The 19606-nt window shown below is 59.4% G+C and carries 17 protein-coding genes and 1 pseudogene; 17 read left to right on the forward strand and 1 reads right to left on the reverse strand.

The window, feature by feature from the left end:
* Positions 1-368, reverse strand: a 368-nt coding sequence (locus WT24_RS03380; protein WP_179949304.1) for a transposase, incomplete at its 3' end; no start/stop codon positions are given.
* Between the two features lie 307 nt (positions 369-675).
* On the opposite strand from WT24_RS03380, the gene WT24_RS03385 reads away from it, so the two are divergent.
* The 17 genes and pseudogenes from WT24_RS03385 to WT24_RS03460 all read left to right on the forward strand — a co-directional run bounded on the left by WT24_RS03385 (position 676) and on the right by WT24_RS03460 (position 19606).
* Complete coding sequence (locus WT24_RS03385) at positions 676-2031, forward strand: nitrate regulatory protein (RefSeq protein ID WP_060031266.1); 1356 nt, start codon at positions 676-678, stop codon at positions 2029-2031.
* Positions 2032-2360: 329 nt separating this feature from the next.
* Entirely contained in the window at positions 2361-3203 is an 843-nt protein-coding gene (locus tag WT24_RS03390; RefSeq protein ID WP_034204814.1) for a formate/nitrite transporter family protein, read from the forward strand.
* A 1459-nt stretch (positions 3204-4662) separates the two neighbouring features.
* Positions 4663-5310: a lytic transglycosylase domain-containing protein gene (locus WT24_RS32055; protein WP_373557221.1), complete on the forward strand. Its 648-nt coding sequence runs from the start codon at positions 4663-4665 to the stop codon at positions 5308-5310.
* A gap of 19 nt (positions 5311-5329) precedes the next feature.
* On the forward strand, positions 5330-5689 hold the full coding sequence (locus WT24_RS03395) for a TrbC/VirB2 family protein (RefSeq protein ID WP_060031268.1): 360 nt from the start codon (positions 5330-5332) through the stop codon (positions 5687-5689).
* Positions 5690-5708: 19 nt separating this feature from the next.
* The gene (locus WT24_RS03400) at positions 5709-6029 is read left to right on the forward strand and encodes a type IV secretion system protein VirB3 (protein WP_059500154.1); all 321 of its coding nucleotides are present in this window, start codon (positions 5709-5711) and stop codon (positions 6027-6029) included.
* Between the two features lies 1 nt (position 6030).
* Positions 6031-8512, forward strand: a pseudogene (locus WT24_RS03405) (VirB4 family type IV secretion/conjugal transfer ATPase).
* Positions 8509-9663 (forward strand): type IV secretion system protein, encoded by a 1155-nt coding sequence (locus WT24_RS03410; RefSeq protein WP_059500152.1) that lies wholly within the window; start codon positions 8509-8511, stop codon positions 9661-9663. Before WT24_RS03405 ends, WT24_RS03410 begins: the two are co-directional and overlap by 4 nt.
* Positions 9664-9678: 15 nt before the next feature.
* Positions 9679-10386 (forward strand): type IV secretion system protein, encoded by a 708-nt coding sequence (locus WT24_RS03415; RefSeq protein ID WP_059500151.1) that lies wholly within the window; start codon positions 9679-9681, stop codon positions 10384-10386.
* Between the two features lie 181 nt (positions 10387-10567).
* Positions 10568-11272 carry a virB8 family protein gene (locus tag WT24_RS03420; protein ID WP_059500150.1) on the forward strand — a complete coding sequence of 235 codons (705 nt, stop codon included), beginning with the start codon at positions 10568-10570 and terminating at the stop codon, positions 11270-11272.
* Positions 11269-12093 (forward strand): TrbG/VirB9 family P-type conjugative transfer protein, encoded by an 825-nt coding sequence (locus tag WT24_RS03425; protein ID WP_060031271.1) that lies wholly within the window; start codon positions 11269-11271, stop codon positions 12091-12093. Before WT24_RS03420 ends, WT24_RS03425 begins: the two co-directional genes overlap by 4 nt.
* On the forward strand, positions 12086-13276 hold the full coding sequence (virB10, locus tag WT24_RS03430) for a type IV secretion system protein VirB10 (protein WP_060031275.1): 1191 nt from the start codon (positions 12086-12088) through the stop codon (positions 13274-13276). The genes WT24_RS03425 and virB10 overlap by 8 nt, the downstream gene beginning before the upstream one ends.
* Positions 13273-14442, forward strand: a complete 1170-nt coding sequence (gene virB11, locus WT24_RS03435; RefSeq protein ID WP_060031278.1) for a P-type DNA transfer ATPase VirB11 — start codon at positions 13273-13275, stop codon at positions 14440-14442. The genes virB10 and virB11 overlap by 4 nt, the downstream gene beginning before the upstream one ends.
* Complete coding sequence (locus WT24_RS03440) at positions 14417-14797, forward strand: hypothetical protein (protein ID WP_059793583.1); 381 nt, start codon at positions 14417-14419, stop codon at positions 14795-14797. The genes virB11 and WT24_RS03440 overlap by 26 nt, the downstream gene beginning before the upstream one ends.
* Positions 14797-16539, forward strand: coding sequence for a type IV secretory system conjugative DNA transfer family protein (locus WT24_RS03445; RefSeq protein ID WP_082741935.1), 1743 nt, complete (start codon positions 14797-14799; stop codon positions 16537-16539). The genes WT24_RS03440 and WT24_RS03445 overlap by 1 nt, the downstream gene beginning before the upstream one ends.
* Entirely contained in the window at positions 16536-18374 is a 1839-nt protein-coding gene (locus WT24_RS03450; protein WP_060031281.1) for a PriCT-2 domain-containing protein, read from the forward strand. The genes WT24_RS03445 and WT24_RS03450 overlap by 4 nt, the downstream gene beginning before the upstream one ends.
* 77 nt (positions 18375-18451) lie before the next feature.
* On the forward strand, positions 18452-19075 hold the full coding sequence (locus WT24_RS34135) for a hypothetical protein (protein ID WP_156441741.1): 624 nt from the start codon (positions 18452-18454) through the stop codon (positions 19073-19075).
* A gap of 6 nt (positions 19076-19081) precedes the next feature.
* A complete protein-coding gene (locus tag WT24_RS03460) occupies positions 19082-19606 on the forward strand; it encodes a hypothetical protein (protein ID WP_060031287.1) in 525 nt (174 codons plus the stop codon).

A 19606-nucleotide genomic window follows, 5' to 3' on the forward strand; every position in this document is an offset into this window, starting at 1 on the left:
TACATGGCGACGATCTTGTCGTCGAAGCCCGTGAAGCGCCGTTCGTGCTTGGGAATCAGGATGGGTTCGAAGCTGCCATCGCGGTCGCGCGGCACCTCGATACGGATCGGACCGTCTTCGGTCAGAACCGTCTTGGCCCCTTTGCCGTTGCGCTGATTCGTGGCGTTGGCCGGCTTGGCAGCACCGGGAGGGTAGCCGAGATGATGATTCATCTCGCCGCCCAGTGCCCGTTCGATCAGCGCCTTCTTGAGCGCTAGCGTCGCGGCATTGATGGCTTCGGCCGTCATCGGGCCGTTGCCGAACTGTTCGAGCAGCTCGGCCGGAATCGCCGGCAGTGCCACCGGCTGGGCTTTCGGTTTGCGAGGCATAAACTCTCCTTGGGAGCATGTTATGCCTTAAACACAAAATTCCTGACAGGCCCCTTGGATGGTCGACTGACTTCTGCATCAAAAGGGCATTTCGGACGAATCTAGCCTTAGCGCGAGCAATATGCAGCCGGAAAGAAGAGAGCCCAATCCCGTCCTACCCGGAAATTCTCATAGATCCGGGAAGATAATTAGCCTTGTTGCGAACCTCGCCTTCGTCACGAATCTTGACATGCAAGGCGTCAAAAAAAATCACAATTATTGTCTGCACTACACTGCACCGAGTCCCTGTCGACGGTCAGTATCCACCATGCCCGCCACCGCCTTGCAATTCGCGCTGCTCGCCAAGCATCAGGAAATCGCGTCCCTGCGCCATCTGGCCGAGCAAATCGAATTGGTCGACCTGCTCGGCCGCCTGATCCATGCGCTGCAGCGCGAGCGCGGCGCCACCAGCATCTATTTGGCGTCGAGCGGCAAGCGCTTTGTCGCCGAACGCGCGGCTTCGCGCGGCGAATCGGCGCCGCTCGTCGTGCAGTTGCGCGCGCGCCTGGATCTGGAGCTGACGCCCGCGCGTGGCTCGACGTCGCGCCTGCTGTCGCTGATCGCCTGGGTGCTGCTCGACCTGGAATCGCTGGATGTGCTGCGCGAACAGGTCGACCATCTTGCGCTGTCGGCGCCGGATTCCGTCCAGGCGTTCAGTACCGTGATCGGCGGCCTGGTGGAGCTGATTTTCCAGTTTGCCGACAGCGCGGCGGATCCGTCGGTGTCGCGCTTGCTGATTGCCCTCGTCCATGTCGTCGAGGGCAAGGAGGAGGCGGGACAGGAGCGCGCTGTCGGCGCGCACATGTTCGCGGCGGGCACGTTTTCGGCGGACCAGCAGCAGCGCCTGCTGTATCTGATCGCCGCTCAGGAGCGCAGTCTCGAAGTCTTCGCGAGCTTCGCAAGCGCGGCGCAAAACGCATGGTGGGAAAACCGCATGACGGAGCCGCACATGGCGGCGCTTGAGAAGCTGCGCCGCGTACTGTGCACGGCGCACGCCGGCGATGCACTCGATACCGCCCTGAGTGAAGCATGGTTCGACGCCGCGAGCGCCCGCATCGACGATCTCTGGCACCTTCAGATTGCGCTGACGCTGCAGGTGCAGGAAACGTGCAACGCGCGAATCGACGACGCGCACCGAACGCTGCGCGACTCCGAGCACCTGATGGCGCATTTGCGAAACAATCCGCCCCCGCATATCCAGGCGCTCGCCCAGTTCTTCGCCGGCGATCCGTTGTCGGCGCGCGCGGCGGTTCACGAACTGCCGGGACGCCTCTCCGGCTCCGACCAGTGGACGCTCGCCAGCCTGAAATCCCTGCTGGAGTCGCAATCGGCGCGATTGGCCGGCGCGGAGGTCGAACTCGACGCGGCACGTCGTGCGCTCTACGAACGAAAGCTGGTGCAGCGCGCGAAAAATACGCTGATGACGCGCTTCAGCCTGCGGGAGGACGAAGCGTATCGGATGTTGCAGAAAGCATCGATGGACGGCAATCGGCCGCTTGCCGATATCGCGGAAGACGCGCTGACGTCGCCCGAGCGATTCGTCGACGAGCACGCGCAGCCTTCCGCGCGACGCCGTACGCATCGAAGCGCGCCGCGGACACAGCACGACGACGGCACGGCCTGACAGGAATGCACCGCGCTTCACGCACCGCGGCGGCGCCCGAAGCGCATGCACGAAGTGCAGTTTGCACCGCGCGAGTGCGATTCGCTGCGATCGGCTGCGGCATGCTCCCCCGGGCATTTCGCGTTCGGCCAGCCTGCATCGAGATATCTCCGTCACTGGTATGGAAATTGCGAACATCTCGGTCGTCGGGCTAATGGCGGCCTGACGATCACGCCATGTCTAACCGTGGCGGCCGATTACGTGGATAACAGCGTCCGCGCCAGGCACTCGCATGTCGAGCGAGTGCCTGGCGCGTTTTTTTTGCCAGTCCAACTTTACGAGCGCACACCATGGCCTACCTCACGCCCAACGAATTCGTCACCAGGATGGTCGACGCCGGTGAATCGAAACTGTCGATGTCGACCCGCGATACGCTGATTCGCGCGTATATGGCTGGCGCGATCCTCGCGCTCGCAGCCGCCTTCGCGGTCAGCATCACGATCAACACCGGCAACGCACTGGCCGGTTCGCTGCTGTTTCCGGTCGGATTCTGCATGCTGTACCTGCTCGGCTTCGATTTGCTCACGGGCGTCTTCACGCTCGCGCCGCTTGCGGTGATCGATCGCCGGCCCGGCGCGACCTGGGGAGGCGTGTTCCGCAACTGGACGCTGGTGTTCTTCGGTAATTTCGCGGGCGCGCTGACGGTCGCGCTGTTCATGGCGATCATCTTCACATTCGGCTTTTCGGAAGCGCCGAACGCAATCGGACAGAAGATCGGCGGCATCGGCGAAGCACGCACGCTTGGTTATGCGGCGCACGGCGCCGCCGGCATGCTCACGCTGTTCGTGCGCGGTGTGATGTGCAACTGGATGGTGTCGACCGGCGTGGTCGCCGCGATGATGTCGACGTCCGTACCCGGCAAGGTGATCGCGATGTGGATGCCGATCCTGGTGTTCTTCTACATGGGCTTCGAGCACTCGGTCGTGAACATGTTTTTGTTCCCGTCCGGCCTGATGCTCGGCGCCCACTTCACGATCGTCGACTATCTGCTGTGGAATGAGATTCCGACGGTACTCGGCAACTTGGTCGGCGGGCTGGTGTTCGTCGGCGCGGCGCTGTACAGCACGCACTACAAGACCGCACCGAAACGCGCGCCTGCTTCGCCGGTGGGTGTCGTCGCGCGTAAGGCCTGATCGCGCTGCGCAAGCCGTAACCGAACGCCGGCGAAGTCTGTGCCCAACGGTGTACCTTTCCGCCTCGGCAGCCGGGGCTTCAACGCCATTTGGAATCGATCGCACTTCGCGGAAACACCTCGCCAGCGTTCTGCGGCTGCTCGCTTGCGCGACTTGCTCTTCGGCACCCCGCATTAGCGGAATAAAAGGACACGAGAGCATTTTAACGAACGTCCATTAGCAGAAGTCGACGATTTCAACAGTTTCCGCACCGTCCGCCGCACCGCCGGCCACCACCCTGGAGTGACTTGTGAGCACGCCCGCCGACGACTTCACCGGCCGTCAGATCGTGCGGCGCGAATTGAGCGGGCCGTGACGAACCATTTGCGCGCGTACCCTGGCAATCGCCTCGGCACGCTCGCGCAAGTAGTGAATAAGCCAGGCTCAGTCAGTTGGATCGACGCTTGGTTTGAAGGCGGTGGGCGGGACGTCATCGCGACGATGCCGCGCCCCTGAGAACCACGCCTGAATGGATTAAGCTGCGATAGTGCCCACGTCCGACCGGTGAATTGCATCGCCGCCCAATTCAAACGATCGCACATCTCTATCCTCGACCCGGATAGATCCGAGCAAGTCCACCTTAGGTCAGTACTGCCACGCTTGCAAAAATCCGGCTGACCATAGATTTTTATTTGGCGCGGGCAGTAGGAACGACATCTGAGCCGAGTGCCGGCGGACTTAGCCGCTGATGGGCTGGGGTGCGCTTACCGTGCTCATTCGCCCGCAGCACCAGTTCGGGCGTGCCGCCACCGAATGCCAAAGGCGATGTAGGCCGGGCACCGATTTTGTCTGTGGAATTGAATTGCGAAACGTCTCGACACACTTGCCAAGCGAAGATAAGACCTATTGACAGCGCTGGCCTGGCAATGCGCTAGACGAATAGCACACCGCTCTACATTCGGAATCTGAAATGGCACTTGGTTGTCTCGCATAGCTGACAATAAAGTACCAAACTGCCGGTGACCCCTCGCGATGGTGAAAATGCGTCCGAGTCGAGTCGCCCTGTGGAGGACTACGCTCTTGCCAGCTGGCGATTACGCATGCCGGATTCGGTGGTCACTGCCCATGAAAACATGGCTCAGGTACATGGGGCAGAGTCGGCCAGTCTCTACTACTCGCGGCGCGGTTCATAGCGACGATCCGCTATTTTTAACTTGCTGAGCACAACGCCTCGATTCGACGGGAGAATCCGTCGACAAGACGGATTTGGGCTCTTGCCAGCTACTGCATAAATTCCCTCCTGTTCCCACCACGGTTCGCGTACAACTCAGGACCGAGGCGGTATGCGACTCATAACACGAACGAGCTCCTGAACGATGTGCCGTCGCGATCACGGCGGCTTCGGCGGTTGTGATGAAACCGTTTTCGGTGACATGTCGAAATGGTTGAGAGATTTCGGCGGAACAATAGAGAGCGATCGATCATGGCACACGACCTTATGGCACTGGCTCAGCAATGCGCACCTGCCGTCGCACCACCGACGCTAGCCGCTATTGTGCGCGTCGAATCTGGATTCAATCCGTACGCGATTGGCGTTGTCCATGGCCGTCTGGCGAGACAACCGCGGCGCCAGGATGAAGCAATTGCCACGCTCAACGCGCTTGAGGCAACCGGATGGAACTATAGTGCGGGCCTCACGCAAATCAATCGAGCGAACTGGTCTCGCTATGGGCTAACGGCATCAAACGTGTTCGATGTCTGCCAAAACTTGGCCGCTGGCGCGACGATTCTAAGCGAGTGCTTCGCACGTGCACGTGTTATCTACGCGGACCCTCAGCAGGCACTGCGCGCAGCGTTGTCATGCTATGAAAGCGGTGACTTTATCACCGGCTTCCGAACGGGATACGTCCAACGTGTGGTGACAACTGCGAACGCTATCCAAGCCATCGTGCCCGCTCCGACTTCAGAGGCAAAGCCGATTCCGGTAATCCCCGTGCGCCCCGTAGCTTCACAAAGGGAAATTAGACCGCGGTTTTCGCCGGCATCTTCTGCGCTCCAGAACCCGCGAGACAGGACCGTGCGCGGTCAGCGAGATGGCGAGTCAGCAACCGATGCTGTGATCTTCTGAACGAAAAAGGTGATAGAAGATGAGACAGGGTAATTTTAAAAACTTAGTGATCCTATCAAATAATAACATATTAAAGATCGCAGATATATTATGCAGAACAATTTCTCTTTTTCCTCTTCGAGTTTTAGTGGCCAGTGCGCTTGTCATGACGACTGTGCCAGCAAGCGCACAGCTTACTCAGGTTAGCACCTTGCTGATTACGATCCAGAATACGTTGCTCGGCGTCGGTGGGGTGGTGTGTTCGATTTCGATCATCTGGGCAGGTTTCAAGATGATGTTTCAACATGCCCGGTTTGGTGATATTGCACACGTCTTTATCGGCGGTCTATTCGTCGGCTGTGCGACGGTGATCGCCGGCATGCTGATTCCGACGAGCTGATGTGTGCACGGAGTGATCAATGGACGCACTCGCGGACCCCATCTTCAAAGGTTGCACCCGGCCTGCAATGCTATGGGGGGTACCGCTCGTGCCGCTTTTGATCGTCCTCGGCGGCGTGCTGATTCCTGCAGTGTGGGTATTGATCGCCAGTCCACCCGCGGGCGTTGGGCTCGTGCTGCTGATCATTCCAGTATTCGCGACGATGCGAATGATCTCGCGCCAGGACGATCAGCGGCTCGCCCAGCGTCTGTTGCGTATCAGGATGAAGTTGCGTCAGCGCAATTGTTCGTTCTGGGGCGCTCACGCATATGGGCCTATCCGATTCAAACGCAGAGGCTGATATGAATATGCGATCAACGCTGGCTGCAGTCGCGCAACGCGAAGTGGTACTTGCCGACTTTATTCCGTTTTCCTCGCACGTCACAGACCGGGTTATTCGTACGTGCGAGGGCGACTACGTGCAAATCTGGAAAATCCCCGGCATCGCGTTCGAAGCGGTCGATCCGGCAGAGATCCTTACACGCCACATTGGATTCAATCAGCTCGTACGTAACCTTCCTGGCGGCCACATCGCGCTTTGGACACATCGGCTACGGCGGCGCACCGCAGATCGCTTCGAGACATCGTACTCCAACCGGTTTTGTCAGGAGTTGGCTGAGCGCTACTACGCGAGCTTTTCCGGATACCGAATGATGGTCAACGAGCTGTATCTGAGCGTGGTTTACCGACCACATCGCACGACACTGGGGCGGGCATTTAGCCGTGCGGCCCGTCGTACGCTCGACGATATTCGTCGCGACCAGCAGGACGCGTTGCGAGCCATGGAAGATATCGCCTCGCAGATGGAATCGGGTTTAAAACCCTGGGCCCCTGTCGCATTGGGTGTGGTTGTGCGTCCCGATCCATTGACGGGGCGGCCACGCTGTTACTCGACCGCGCTCGAGATGCTGGGCTATCTCGTCAATGCAACGTGGGAAGTGGTGCCGGTGCCGGCCGGTCCAATCTACGAAGCGCTGCCGACCTCTCGGCTGCTGTTTCAGCGGGAGAAGCTTGAAATCCGTATGCCTGCGCAAACCCGATACGCGGCCGTGCTCGATTTGAAGGATTATCCGGAGCAGACCGAACCAGGAATGCTCAACGGATTGCTGTATGGAGAATTCGAATATATCGAAACGCAAAGCTTCACTGTTCTCGATCGTCCAAGTGCCAAGGAGACGCTCGAGCGTCAGCGCAATCAACTTGTCGCTGGCGACGACGTGGCCGTCTCCCAAATTGAAGCGATGGATCGTGCATTAAACGACCTTGTGAACGGTGACTTTGTGCTAGGCGAGTATCACTACACGTTGGCTGTAATGGGCGACTCGTTAAACGACGTGGTCCGCCATGTCGCGCAAGCACGGACGTCGCTGGCCGACGCCGGTTTCCAAAGCGCACTTGTCGACCTGGTGGCCGACGCCGCATGGTTCGCGCAGTGGCCGGGCAATTGGCGATATCGGCCGCGGGATGCGAAGCTCACTTCGCGCAATTTCTGTGCAATGGCCAGTCTGCATAATTTCGCAACCGGAAAGCGCAATGGCAATCCGTGGGGCGAGGCCATCACAATCGTGAAGACGCCCAGTGGCCAACCGCTCTATCTGAACTTTCACGCGACGCTTGAGAAGACCGACGCCATCGACGAGAAGGCTTTGGCCAATACGCAGATCATCGGTCGTGCCGGCGCAGGTAAAACGGTGCTCGAACTATTCTTGCTCGCCATGGCGACGAAGTATGGCGTAACCGCCGTGCTCTACGACAAGGATCGCGGTGCCGAGATCGGCATTCGTGCAATGGGCGGTAAATATACGGTCTTTCGTCGGGGAGAGCCGACCGGTGTGAATCCGTTCCAGCTTGAACCGGACGAGGCTACGCGCGATTTTTGGGAACGTCTCGTATGCAAGCTCGTCGATAGCGGCTCTGCGCTGTCAGCCAAGGAGGAGCTCGACATTTCCCGCGCCGTCCAGCAGGTCGCGCGCATGGAGCGCTCGTTGCGACGATTGTCGATGGTCCGACAACTCTTACCGAACGTTGGCGAAAACAGTCTGCATGCGCGACTTGCTAAATGGTGTGCCGGTGGACGTCTCGGCTGGTTGCTCGACAATCCAGTGGACCGGATTGATTTTCACAGCCATAGTCTCCTCGGATTTGACGATACGGAGCTTCTCGACGATCCCGAAGCGTCCACACCCCTCACGATGGTGTTGCTCCATCTGACCGAGCGCTTGATGGACGGACGGCGCTTTATCTACGTGATGACGGAGTTCTGGAAGCGGCTACGCGATCCGGTTTTTAGAGAATTTGCAAACGACAAGCAAAAGACGATTCGCAAACTAAATGGTCTGGGTATATTCGACACGCAGTCGCCCGCGGATGTACTCAATAGTCCTATTTGCCCGCGCACTTGTCGAGCAAACAGCCACATTCTTCTTTCTACCGAACCCTACAGCTGACTACGACGACTACGTGCATGGGTTTAAGCTTTCCGAAGCCGAATTCAACATCGTGCGGCGCATGGGCGAACACAGCCGGCTATTTCTGGTTAAGCAAGGCCATCGTTCGGCAGTCGGGCGGCTGGATTTAACCGGTTTGGGTGACGTGCTCGACGTACTGTCTGGTACGACGGATAACGTTGCATTGCTTGATGCGATTCGAGCCGATGTGGGTGAGTTACCGGAAGCATGGCTGCCGCACTTCCATGATGCAGTGGCCGCGCGCCGAGCGCGATCAAGTTCGCTTGGAACAGATCATGTGAACACCGTGGTAGGCCCTGAGCGAGGTACGCGATGAACGGGCTTTTCAGTGCGGTGGGCGGCACGCTCGAAAATGGTATGCAAACGTATGTGACAGACGCATCGTCGGCGCTTTCCTCCGCGCTTGTACCAGTGGCGACAACTGGGGTGACGATCTGGATTCTCGCGTTTGGCATGGCCGTGGTTCGCGGCGAGGCCCATGAACCGGTCCCTGCGTTCGCCTGGCGAGGCACGAAAGTCGCAATCACACTCGCATTTGCACTGGGCACAGGTCTTTATCAGTCGCATGTTGTCACCTCCGTGAGCGGGGCCACTACCGGCGTTGCTCAGGCAATTCAAACCGCGGCAGTCAACGCTGGTGCCGGCAACGCGGGGTGCGCGGCTCTCGTGCAAGCAAGCGCATCAGACACAAGTGCGGCCGGCATCTACCGCACGCTTGATTGCTATGACCGGCAGCTTAACCTCGTGGTTGACGCCTATTTCGATAAGGCAACCCACGAGGGGTTGAGTATGAGTGGCATTGTCGCAGGCATCGGTGACCTGGCCTGCGGTCTGGTAGCTGCGTTCGGCGGGGCGATTTTCCTGATGGTGTTGGCCGTCGAAGTTCTCATGGCGCGCATGCTGCTTGATCTCGTGCTTGCGCTCGGACCCGCATTTATCGCGTGCGCTGCATTTGGCCCGACCGCGCGCTTTTTTGAGGCTTGGACGGCCAAGGTGGTGAACTATGCGCTGCTTCAGATATTGGTCGCAGCGTTCCTGGGGCTCGCGCTTGCCGCATTCTCCGCCAATCTCGCGCCATTTCATGTGACGACGGTACCGCCCGAGACTTCTGCTGATGCGCTTGCGGCAGCCGCGCGCGAGGCACTGGAGGCGAGCGCGCCATGGGCGGCGGCATTTGGCATGTTCGTGACATCCGTACTACTGGCCATGATCGGCTGGCAACTGCCGGCCGTCGCCTCTGGGCTTGCCGGAGGCGCGACCCTTTCCGGTTTTGGCGCCTTCGTCGCGGGATACGCGTCCCGGCAGATGAGCGGCGCACTCGTGTCCGGACTGCGTGCCTTGCCCCGAAGTGCATCGTCGGGTGCCCGGACAAGTGAGGCCGGCGCGCTTGCTAGCACAACCGGGGCCGTGCGAGCTCCAGCGTATCAGCGCGCCGCACGTGCGCATCTCGATCAAACCGAGGATTGACGAGGGGTTCAAACCATGAAGCGTCACTCATTAACGGCCCACATCCTGATTGCTGCGACTGCGTTCGCCGGTGCGATTGCCATGCCCGCAAGCGCGGAGATTTATTCCGTCTATGACGAACGGAACGTGGCTCAGGCCATTGCGATGGTCGGACAGTTAAAGCAGCAAGTGCAGCAGGAAATCGCGCTGTATCGCTCGATGAGCGGTGCGCGCGGGTTCGGCGCGTTGCTTGACCGACCGGGACTAGCCAATGCGCTGCCTGCTGATTGGCAAGACATTTATGCAGCGATTCGACAGGGTGGGTATGCGGGCCTCACCGGTCCTGCAAAAGCGTTACGTGCGCAAAACAAGCTCTATGACTGCGAGGACCAGCGCGGCATCGATCAGCAGATTTGCCAACGCGCGCTGAACAAGCCATTTCAGGACAAGGCACTCGGTCTGCAAGCGTATCAGACCGAGCTGGCGGAGCTTGACCGGATCGAGCGCTTGATGCGGCAGATCGATGCCACCCAGGATGCGAAAGGCATCGCAGAGCTACAGGCGCGCATTCAATCTGAGAGCACCGCAGTCGGCAACGAAATGACGAAGCTACAGCTTTTCAAGGCGCTGTCGGATACCGAGGACCGCCTAATCGCGCAGCAGCAGTCCGAACTGATTCTCAAGCGAGCTGGCAACACTCGCCGCCTTCAGGACGAGATGGTACCGGCGACATTCGGACGGTAAGGAGGACGATCGTGAAGCCGATTTGGTCGTCGATGACGTTGAGCATGCTGATCATAGTACTGTCAGGGTGTGGCAGTGTGCCGCCCAAACCGGAGCTGCCCGATGGTTCTCATCGGGTGCCGGTCAATCAGCAGTCTCCTATTCCGCTCGGCAAAGTTGCGCCATCAGTTGGGGACTGCCCATGAAAGGCGCAGACGACTACCGACGCGCGCTCGACTTTGAGACGTCGCTCACGCATCTGCAGGCGCGCTCCGAACGCCGAGCATGGCAGGTGGCGGGCGCAGCCGTTGTCGTTGCAATGGGCTCTGTGGCCGCGCTTGCGGTGATGACGCCGTTTTACCGTGTGGTGCCGTTACCGATTGAGGTGGACAAGCTCACTGGTGAAGCGCAACTCATCGATGTGCTTGACGCAAAGCACATTCCACTGCGCGAGATACAAGACAGGCATTGGGTCGCGGTCTATGTCCGCTCGCGAGAGCGCTATGACTGGGGATTGCTGCAGATGGACTACGACCGTGTCCTCGAAATGAGCGACGAGTCGGTCGCACGCGCATATCGCCAAATCTACAGCGGACCTGACGCTTTAGATCAACGCCTAGGCACGTCGGTACAGTACCGTGTTCGAGTTGTGTCCACCACTCTGGTGCCTGACGAGCCCGGCCGTGCAGTCGTGCATATCGAACGCACGACTCTCAAGAATGGTATCGACAGTGGCGAGCCCGCACAACGTTTCGTGATTACGCTGGCTTTTACGTATCGTCCAGCTACGCTGATGCGCGAGCGTACGGCAATCGAAAACCCCTTTGGTTTCAAGGTCACTGCGTACAGTCGGGATGCCGAAGACATATCACCTGCTCAGGCTGCGGTTGCAGGAGGGACGCGATGAACGTGCTCGTGTCCGCGACAGTTATGCTAGCAAGCGTGGCGGCGCAATCCGTCGATGCTCATATCGTGCCGGAATGGACTCGTGATGCGCGGGTGCGCCAAGTACGCTTCGTGCCAGATGACGTGGTGCGCGTTGTCGCACAGCGCGGCTTCGCCACGCATATCGCGCTGGATCCGGGCGAGCATATTCTTGTGGTCGCGCCAGGTGATCGTGACGGATGGCACGTCGTCGCCAACCGGGGTGATCACGACGTTTATCTGAAACCAAAGCTTGCGGCGCACGACACGAATCTCGTCATTCGGACCGATCGACGCAGTTACAGTTTCGATCTTGTCGTGCTGCCGCTGAAAGCCCGCTTCGGTAATACGCGCGAAATGTACCGGGTAAGTTTTGTGTATCCCGACGCCAACGCAGCGAACGCTCGTATTGCGGCGCGCATGACGTGTCTGCAACAACGCCTTTCCCAACCTTCGAGCGTGCGCAATACCGCTTATTCGATGCAGGTCATGCCGCATGCCGAAGACATTGCACCATCTGCGACGTGGGATGACGGTCGCTTCACATATATCCGAATTCCGAACAATCGCCGAATACCCGCTGTCTTTCGCGTTGAAGACGACGATAGTGAGCGCGTTGTGGACAAGCATATGGACCACGATGTGATCGTCGTTCATGAGCTGGCTCGGCGTCTCGTGTTGCGTCTAGGCGAGGAGACGGTCGGACTGTGGAACGACGCATTTGACGTTGACGGCGTAGCGCCTCGGCACGGTGTAACGGTCGATGGTGTGCGCCGTACTTTGCGGAGCAGCGAGGATGATTGACGAGACTTCGCGCAACGGTAGATCCCCTCACGACAATCTCGAGCCGCACCAAATCGACTTGTCAGGATCCGATTCGTTTACCGTCCTGGACCGCGGCTTACCCAGTCTAGATGGGCAGAATCGTCGCTCGATAGCCGGCTGGCTTATCCCACTCGTGATTGTCATGCTCGCGCTAGCCGGCGCCGTGTGGACGGTTCATGGCGTGCTCAGCCGCCATGATGCTGCCGAGCGCGCTCGGCGCAATGCGGTTCTTGCTCAGGATACGCACGACAAGGTATTCGAGATCGATCCGTCACTTGCGGATATTGCGGGGGCTGCAAGTGCAGGGCCTGTGCCATCGATGGCTGTGTCAGCGCCACGCGCGGCCGTAGCCGTTGATCGCATCGAACCGGCACACAGCTATTACGATGCACCGTTGCTCGTCGTTGCCGCTCGTGAGAGTGAGCCTGGCAACATGAAGGAAGCAGCCTCCGTTGGGGCGGGAACGGTCCTGGCACACGTGAGCGAACAGGCCAGTGGCGCCGATCAGGGAACATTCTCGAGCCTGGCGCAGGCGCTGGTTCCGACCCGCACGCCAAAGGTGAAAGCCGCGTTTATCGGCAACCGCAGCTTGCTGCTCAGTCAGGGCACCAAGATCGACTGTGCGGGCGACACCGCGTTCGATTCGACACAAGCCGGCATTTCGACCTGCACGGTCACTCGCAATATTTATTCTGACGACGGGCGCGTTGTGCTCATCGAGCGCGGATCGCAAATCAATTGCGAATATCGTGCCAATCTCGCGCCCGGGCAAAAGCGCGTATTCGTTCTGTCGGCCAGAATCGTCACACCGCATGGCGTGATCGTACAAATCGACTCACCCGTGGCCGATGCGCTAGGTCGTATGGGCGTGGCCGGTGCACTTGACAATCACTGGGGCGAGCGTGTGGGCGCGGCGATGCTGCTCGGACTGAGCCAGGATGCAATCGGCTATCTGGCCACGCGCGGGGGCAACGCCAACGGCACAATCGTTTATCAGAGTACGCAGGCACAAGGCAACGACATGGCTACGCGCGTGCTCGATCAGACCATCAATATTGCACCCACGCTCAAACAGAATCAGGGCGCGGAATTCACGATTGTTCTCGCGCGTGATCTTGATTTCAGTTCCGTCTACACCCTTGAACCGGAGGGCGTGCGATGAACGCTTATGTGCATACGCCATCGGTGGCGCCCGCTCCTCTAGCCGATGCACTATCCGTGTTACCCGACGACGCGTCGGTGAGGGAGTTGATGCGTCCGTTTGCACCATTGCTCGAAGATGCAGAAGTCACCGAGCTCGTGATCAATCGCCCACAGCGCGTACTAACTGAAACTCGTTTAGGCTGGCAAGCGCACGAGCGCTTGGAGCTCGACTTCGAGCGACTGATGGCGTTTTCCGTCGCGATTGCGACCCTGACGAATCAGGGCATTTCAGCCGAACGTCCATTGCTCTCAGCACTGCTGCCGGGCAACGCGCGCATCCAGATTGCCGTACCACCGGCGGTTCCATCAGGCTCGGTTTCGGTAACGATTAGGCGACCGTCCGCCGAGGGGAAGACGCTCGAGTGCTATCGCGACGAGGGGCTTTTTGAGACGACGCAGTGGCATCGTCCGAGCGACCTCGATACGGCGAAATCGGCTTTGCATGCAGCAGACCAGTTGCTCATCGAACGGCTTGATGCACGCGAGTTTGCGACTTTCTTTGAGGGCGCCGTGCAGGCGCGCAAGAACATCGTCGTTGTCGGTGACACTGGATCTGGCAAAACGAGCTTTATGCGCAGTTTGTGTCGATATTTGCCCTCGAGCGAACGCATCGTGACGATCGAAGACGTGCGCGAACTATTCATCCGGCATCTGGACAACTGCGTGCATCTTTTGTACAGCAAGGGCGAGCAGGGCCGCGCCCGCATCACGCCCGCCGACTTGATTGCCAGCGCCATGCGCATGCGACCCGATCGGGTATTGCTTGCCGAGTTGCGCGGCTCGGAAGCATACGATTTTTTGAAGCTGCTGACGACCGGACACGCGGGGTCGATGACGAGCTTTCATGCCTCCAGTGCGCGCGTTGCCATCGAACGCTTCGCGTTAATGGCCAAAGAGCACCCGGAGGCCGCGGCGTGGGACGTTGCATCGCTTAAGCGCTTGCTGTTTCTCACGATCGACGTGGTTGCGCACATGCAGGCGCAGGCGGTGCTCGACTCGCACGGTGCTCAGATCGGCAAACGCTGGGCGATGACTGAAGTGTGGTTCGATCCGCTGCGCAGAATCGGGCAGGTGGATAATCAGAGTGGAGGGAGTCGTGATGCGACAGCCACGTCCGATTTCTGACTGGCATTCGTTCTCGTGGCGCGCGACGATTGTCACGCTCTGCGTGGTCATCGGGATGTTGATGGGGCTTTGCGTTGCCGTGTGGTTAGCTACCTGCACGCTATACGTGAGCTTGCATCTCAATCCGCTTCGCGCGCATTGGTCGGCATGGGTCGATGCACTTCTGGCGTGGTCAGACGGCGGCCTGCCGAATATGGGTAGGCGTTTGGCCGGTGCGGGTTTCATCGGATTGGCCATTGCTTTTGGCAGTCCGGTGCTTGCCATCTACGTATGGCTTGAGCGGGCAGCGCGCCGGGCGCTTTACGGCGACGCGCGTTTTGCCACCGATGCTGATATTCGCAAGGCGGGATTGTGATGAGGCAGGGCTTGCTCACGCCACCAAACCCAGCGCTTGTCGTAGGCCGCTGGCGTAGTCGCTATCTGCGCTTCACGGGCCAGCAGTTCGTGTTGCTTGCGGCACCCGCGCGTTCGGGCAAGGGTGTTAGCGTCGTCGTGCCGAACCTGCTGAGCTATCCCGATTCTGTCGTGGTGCTCGACATTAAACAGGAGAATTTTCAGCTAACTGCCGGCTTTCGGCACGCACACGGGCACGCGGTATATCTCTTTAACCCCTTTGCGGAGGATGGCCGAACGCACCGGTATAACCCGCTATCCGTAATCGGCGACGGGGTGTTTCGTGTGGGCGACATCCTGGCCATTAGCCATGTGTTGTACCCGGCGGGTGGACACGACGAATTCTGGAAAGACCAGGCCCGCAATCTGTTCCTCGCGCTCGTACTGTTGCTGTGCGAATGGCGCGATGCTCGCCACGCGGAGGTGGCCGATGCGCCGGACTATCCGGTGACAATGGGTGAGGTACTACGCCAGTCCTCGGGAAACGGGATGCCGCTTAAGGTCTATTTGCAACGGGTGTTGGCGCGAGATCGACAGTGTTTGAGCCGAGCCTGTGTTGACGCGCTGAATCGCTTTCTCTCCAACGACGAAAAGGTGCTGGCCAGCATCCTGGCGACATTTAATGCGCCACTCACAATCTGGGCCAATCCGATCGTCGATGCGGCAACGAGTGCGAACGACTTCGACTTGAGAGACGTGAGAAAGCGCCGAATGTCCGTGTATCTCGGTGTAACGCCAGACCATCTGAGCGAAGCAGCGCTGCTGATGAATCTGGTCTTTTCTCAGCTCGTGAATCTGAATACCAAGGAGCTGCCGCAGAACAATCCCGATCTGAAATATCAGTGTCTGCTATTGCTGGATGAGATGACATCAATCGGCAAAATTCAGATCCTCGCGCGAGCAGTGGCCTACATGGCCGGCTACGATCTGCGCTTGCTCTCGATTGTGCAATCCGTTTCCCAACTCGAATCGGTCTACGGCCGTGCCGACGCGAGAAGCTTCGTGACGAATCATGCGATGCAGATCCTGTTTGCACCTCGCGAGCAGGCAGATGCCAACGCATACTCGGAGATGCTGGGCACGCGTACGACACATTCGCGCACAACGAGCCGCTCAGGGGGCATCTTCGCGGGCCGAGGTGGCACAAGTGAGAGCTTGTCCGAACAGCGCAGGCCGTTGATGTTGCCGCAGGAACTCAAAGAGCTCGGTCGTGACAAGGAGATCATCCTTCTTGAAAATACCCGGCCAATTATGGCCGATCGGATTTGCTACTGGCGTGATCCGGTCTTCACGTCACGTCTGATGGATGCGCCCATGGTGCCGGCACTAGATATCGCCGGATTTACTGCTCAAATCGAGCACCGGGTAATGGACTTGGCAGACGACGAAGTCAATGCCCATACCTCGAGTCTTGCACACGTTTTACCTGATTATCTGGAAAGTGCTCAGGCATGGGATCCGCAGGACTTGTCGCAACCGTTGGACGATATCAGTTGCGAGGACGTTGATGCATACGTGGGACAGCAATTTGCGTTGTTTGGCGCGCCAACCGATGACACAGCGCGCGCTCGAGGCCATTTGTCGGATAACAAAGCCGGTACGGCCGGGGCTGCACCGGCCAAAGGGCACTCGTGTCAAAGTGCGCGCCGTACCCGGACATCTGCCCGTACCAGCGAGGTGTCTGCGGGTGGAGCAAACCCATGAACGGTCCCTTCGTGAGCGAGACAGAGCGGGTGCGTGCCGCTTTGTCCACGATCCCGGCCGACGACTATACGACCTGGGTCGACATGGCGTTTGCGGTGAAGCAAGGGTTTGGCGACGTAGGCTTCGATCTATGGGATGCATGGAGCCAAACGGCATCCAATTACGATGCGCGAGCCGCCCGTGTGACGTGGCGTTCGGCGAGCCAAAATGGGGGGAAGACGCTCGCGTCGCTGTTTTGGCTAGCCAGTCGGCATGGGTTTGACCTAGCCGACTCACGTGTGCTTGGCAATCGTACGAGTTCTACCGCGACGCGTTCCGCCCCCAAGGTCGACGGTGGGGCCGAACGCACGCGAAAAAGCCAGGCAAGACGAGCTGCCGTCGCGCGTGAGGCGCGAGCGATCTGGCGATGGGCGCGCCCACTCGCGCCTGACCACCCCTATCTGACGCGCAAGCAGATCCAGTCGGTGCCCGGGCTACGCGAGCTCGAAGCGGAGGAGTTGCACGTGTTGCTCGGCTACGTGCCCAAATGCACCGATGAGCCACTTTGTGGTCGCGTGTTGATCGTGCCGGTCCGCATTGGGGATCGAATCTCGACGCTCGAGCTGATTGATCGTGATGGACGTAAATCCGCACTGGCGGGTGGCGCAAAAGCTGGTGGCTGCTGGGAAGCCGTACCAATGCAAAGTCTTGGCGAGGTACGCGTGCCGATCATGATCGCCGAAGGCGTGGCAACGGCTGTGTCGGCATGGCAAGCAACCGGATGGTACTCGCTTGCCGCCTTATCGAGCGGCAATCTGCTCAAGGTGGCGCTTGCCTGGCGCGCGCGGTATCCGCAAGCCGAACTCGTTATTCTGGCCGACCTCGGTGCGGGCTACGCGCATGCCGTGCATGCGGCGCGCGATGCCCAGGCGAGATTGGTGGCTCCCGAGTTCAGGCAAGGCTCTGGTATCGACAACCAGGTACCGACAGACTTCAACGATATGGCGGTGCTCAGTGGAATCGGCGCTCTTGGCGAGTTTTTACGAAGCGCTGTTCGTGGCAGCCCCATACTTGCACCGCTTGACGCAGGTATGGGCAACATGGTGGCAAACAGCATGTCATTTAACCTAGCGGGAGGTCAGGATATGGCGCGCGCGAGGGCAGACAAGGGCGCAGGTGCGGGCGAGGCGGGACAACACACCATGCCGAACGGTTCAAGTGACGGGGAAACAGCAGTGCGAACGCCAGACAATGGGCACACGGCAAGACCTTCTGATGCGGGGATCGGCCTGCAGCGTGAGTCTGTGTCGAGCGAGAGCGCGGTCGAGTCATCGCGTCGGCCGCCCGGGGCGTTGCTTTATGGGCTCGACGTGGTGCCGGCGGAAGTCAAGGCGTTGGCCCAGCATCGGTTTGGTGCCACGTTAAGGATGGCGACACCACGAGAACACGGCGGCCCGTATCGAGGAGAGGTGTTCAATACCGAACATTATCTCGTTCAAGAGGTCGCGCCGCGAAGCGTGGTATTTCACGCCAAGACGCAGATGACGTTTGTCTCGGACCGGCTGCGATGGATGAACGAAAATCATCGCTTAAACGGCGCGGATGTACAAATTGGCTACGACGGCGACCGAGCGAAAGTCTATCCGTGGGACCGCGCGCGCGATCAGCTCGAGCGTGCGGTGGCCTCGCTGAAAAAATCGGCGCGGGAAATGGGACTGGGCGAAGACATGGACGCGAAGCTCGACGCATTGCAGAGTGCGTCATGGGAGCGTGTAAAAGCAGCGCGTGCGACTGCGCTCGCACAAGCGAAGACGCGCACGCAAGATCGGGCCGATACCGATGACCCACCGCGGTAGTCGATAGCGTGATACGCAGTATTCGGATTTTCACCACATAGATTGGCCTTACAGATCGAACGATAGGCGGGTTCGTCATGGATGAACGTGACTGGTTGTCACCACACGAGACTGGCGCAGACCCGATCACGAACATGATCGAGCCGGATTTACCACTGGAGATTAAACCCGATCGACACAGTGCGACTGGCAGACCTCTGGTCGATCTGTCCAGCTACATAACGACACACATGCGTTGGCAACGAGAGTTCGACGCAGCCCGCGCTCGTTTGTGCAAACAAGCCGCACGGAATCCGCGCATGGATGCTCAAGTTGATCCCGGGTCTACCGATATCTCCGGCAGCTGCGACGAACCAGCTAACGTGTCGCTGCCTCGATATGTATGCGTAGCTGATTTCGAGCACTCACGGGACGTAATGCTGCGCCAGTCGACGCCCGATATTCATGCAATCCAGCTTGCCACGTTCGTGGCAGCCATGCGCGAGCAGGGTTTCCGCGGCCGCTCGCTCGATCGTGTCAAGCAAGGCGCCGCGCGCATGCTCGACGCATTTCGCGCCGACGGGGGCGAGCCTCCCCTACCGCGGGCCTTCGTCCCGCAGGCGGTGTCCACACGAACATGGCAAGCGAAACAAAGGCGAGCGCGCTTGCAGCAGCGGGAAGTCGAGCGTGCGCTTGCGTTGCCTGCGATACCTGAAAGGTAGACGAACATGGGATCGAGAACTCGAACACGCGTTGCTGTTGAACTGGGTGCGCTCAAACCCATCTGGGCGGCCTGGTGTGCGCAGCGTGGCGTGCTACCGGGCGAAGGGTTGCGCCGACTCGTGGCCGAGACGGTGGGAATTACTGTCGAGCCGCCGGACATGGCACGGTTGCTCGAACCGCTGAGCGAGCGCGAAGTACGAATCGGAGTAGGGCTCGCGCGTGCCGAACTGGAATGCGTCAAAGGACAGGCCTATCTGCACGGCTTTACGCCGAATCGATGGATTGCCGCATTGGTTCGGGCACACCTGACAAATCAACCACAGTTCGGAAACCGCGAACTAATGCTGCTCGCGGAGTCGAATCGACAACTCGCTGCAATTCGTACGCGACTGAACGAACTGGCGAGGCACACGGATGCTAGCGAGCGCATGAGGGGATTCGATTGGGAGCAGCTTCGCGGCATGATCGACGCGCACTTGCGCACGGTGGTGAAACATCTACAAAGTAATCTAGACCGATGGAGCCACTGA

Origin of the sequence: Burkholderia sp. MSMB1078WGS, assembly GCF_001528895.1 — a bacterium.
Lineage (GTDB): Bacteria > Pseudomonadota > Gammaproteobacteria > Burkholderiales > Burkholderiaceae > Burkholderia.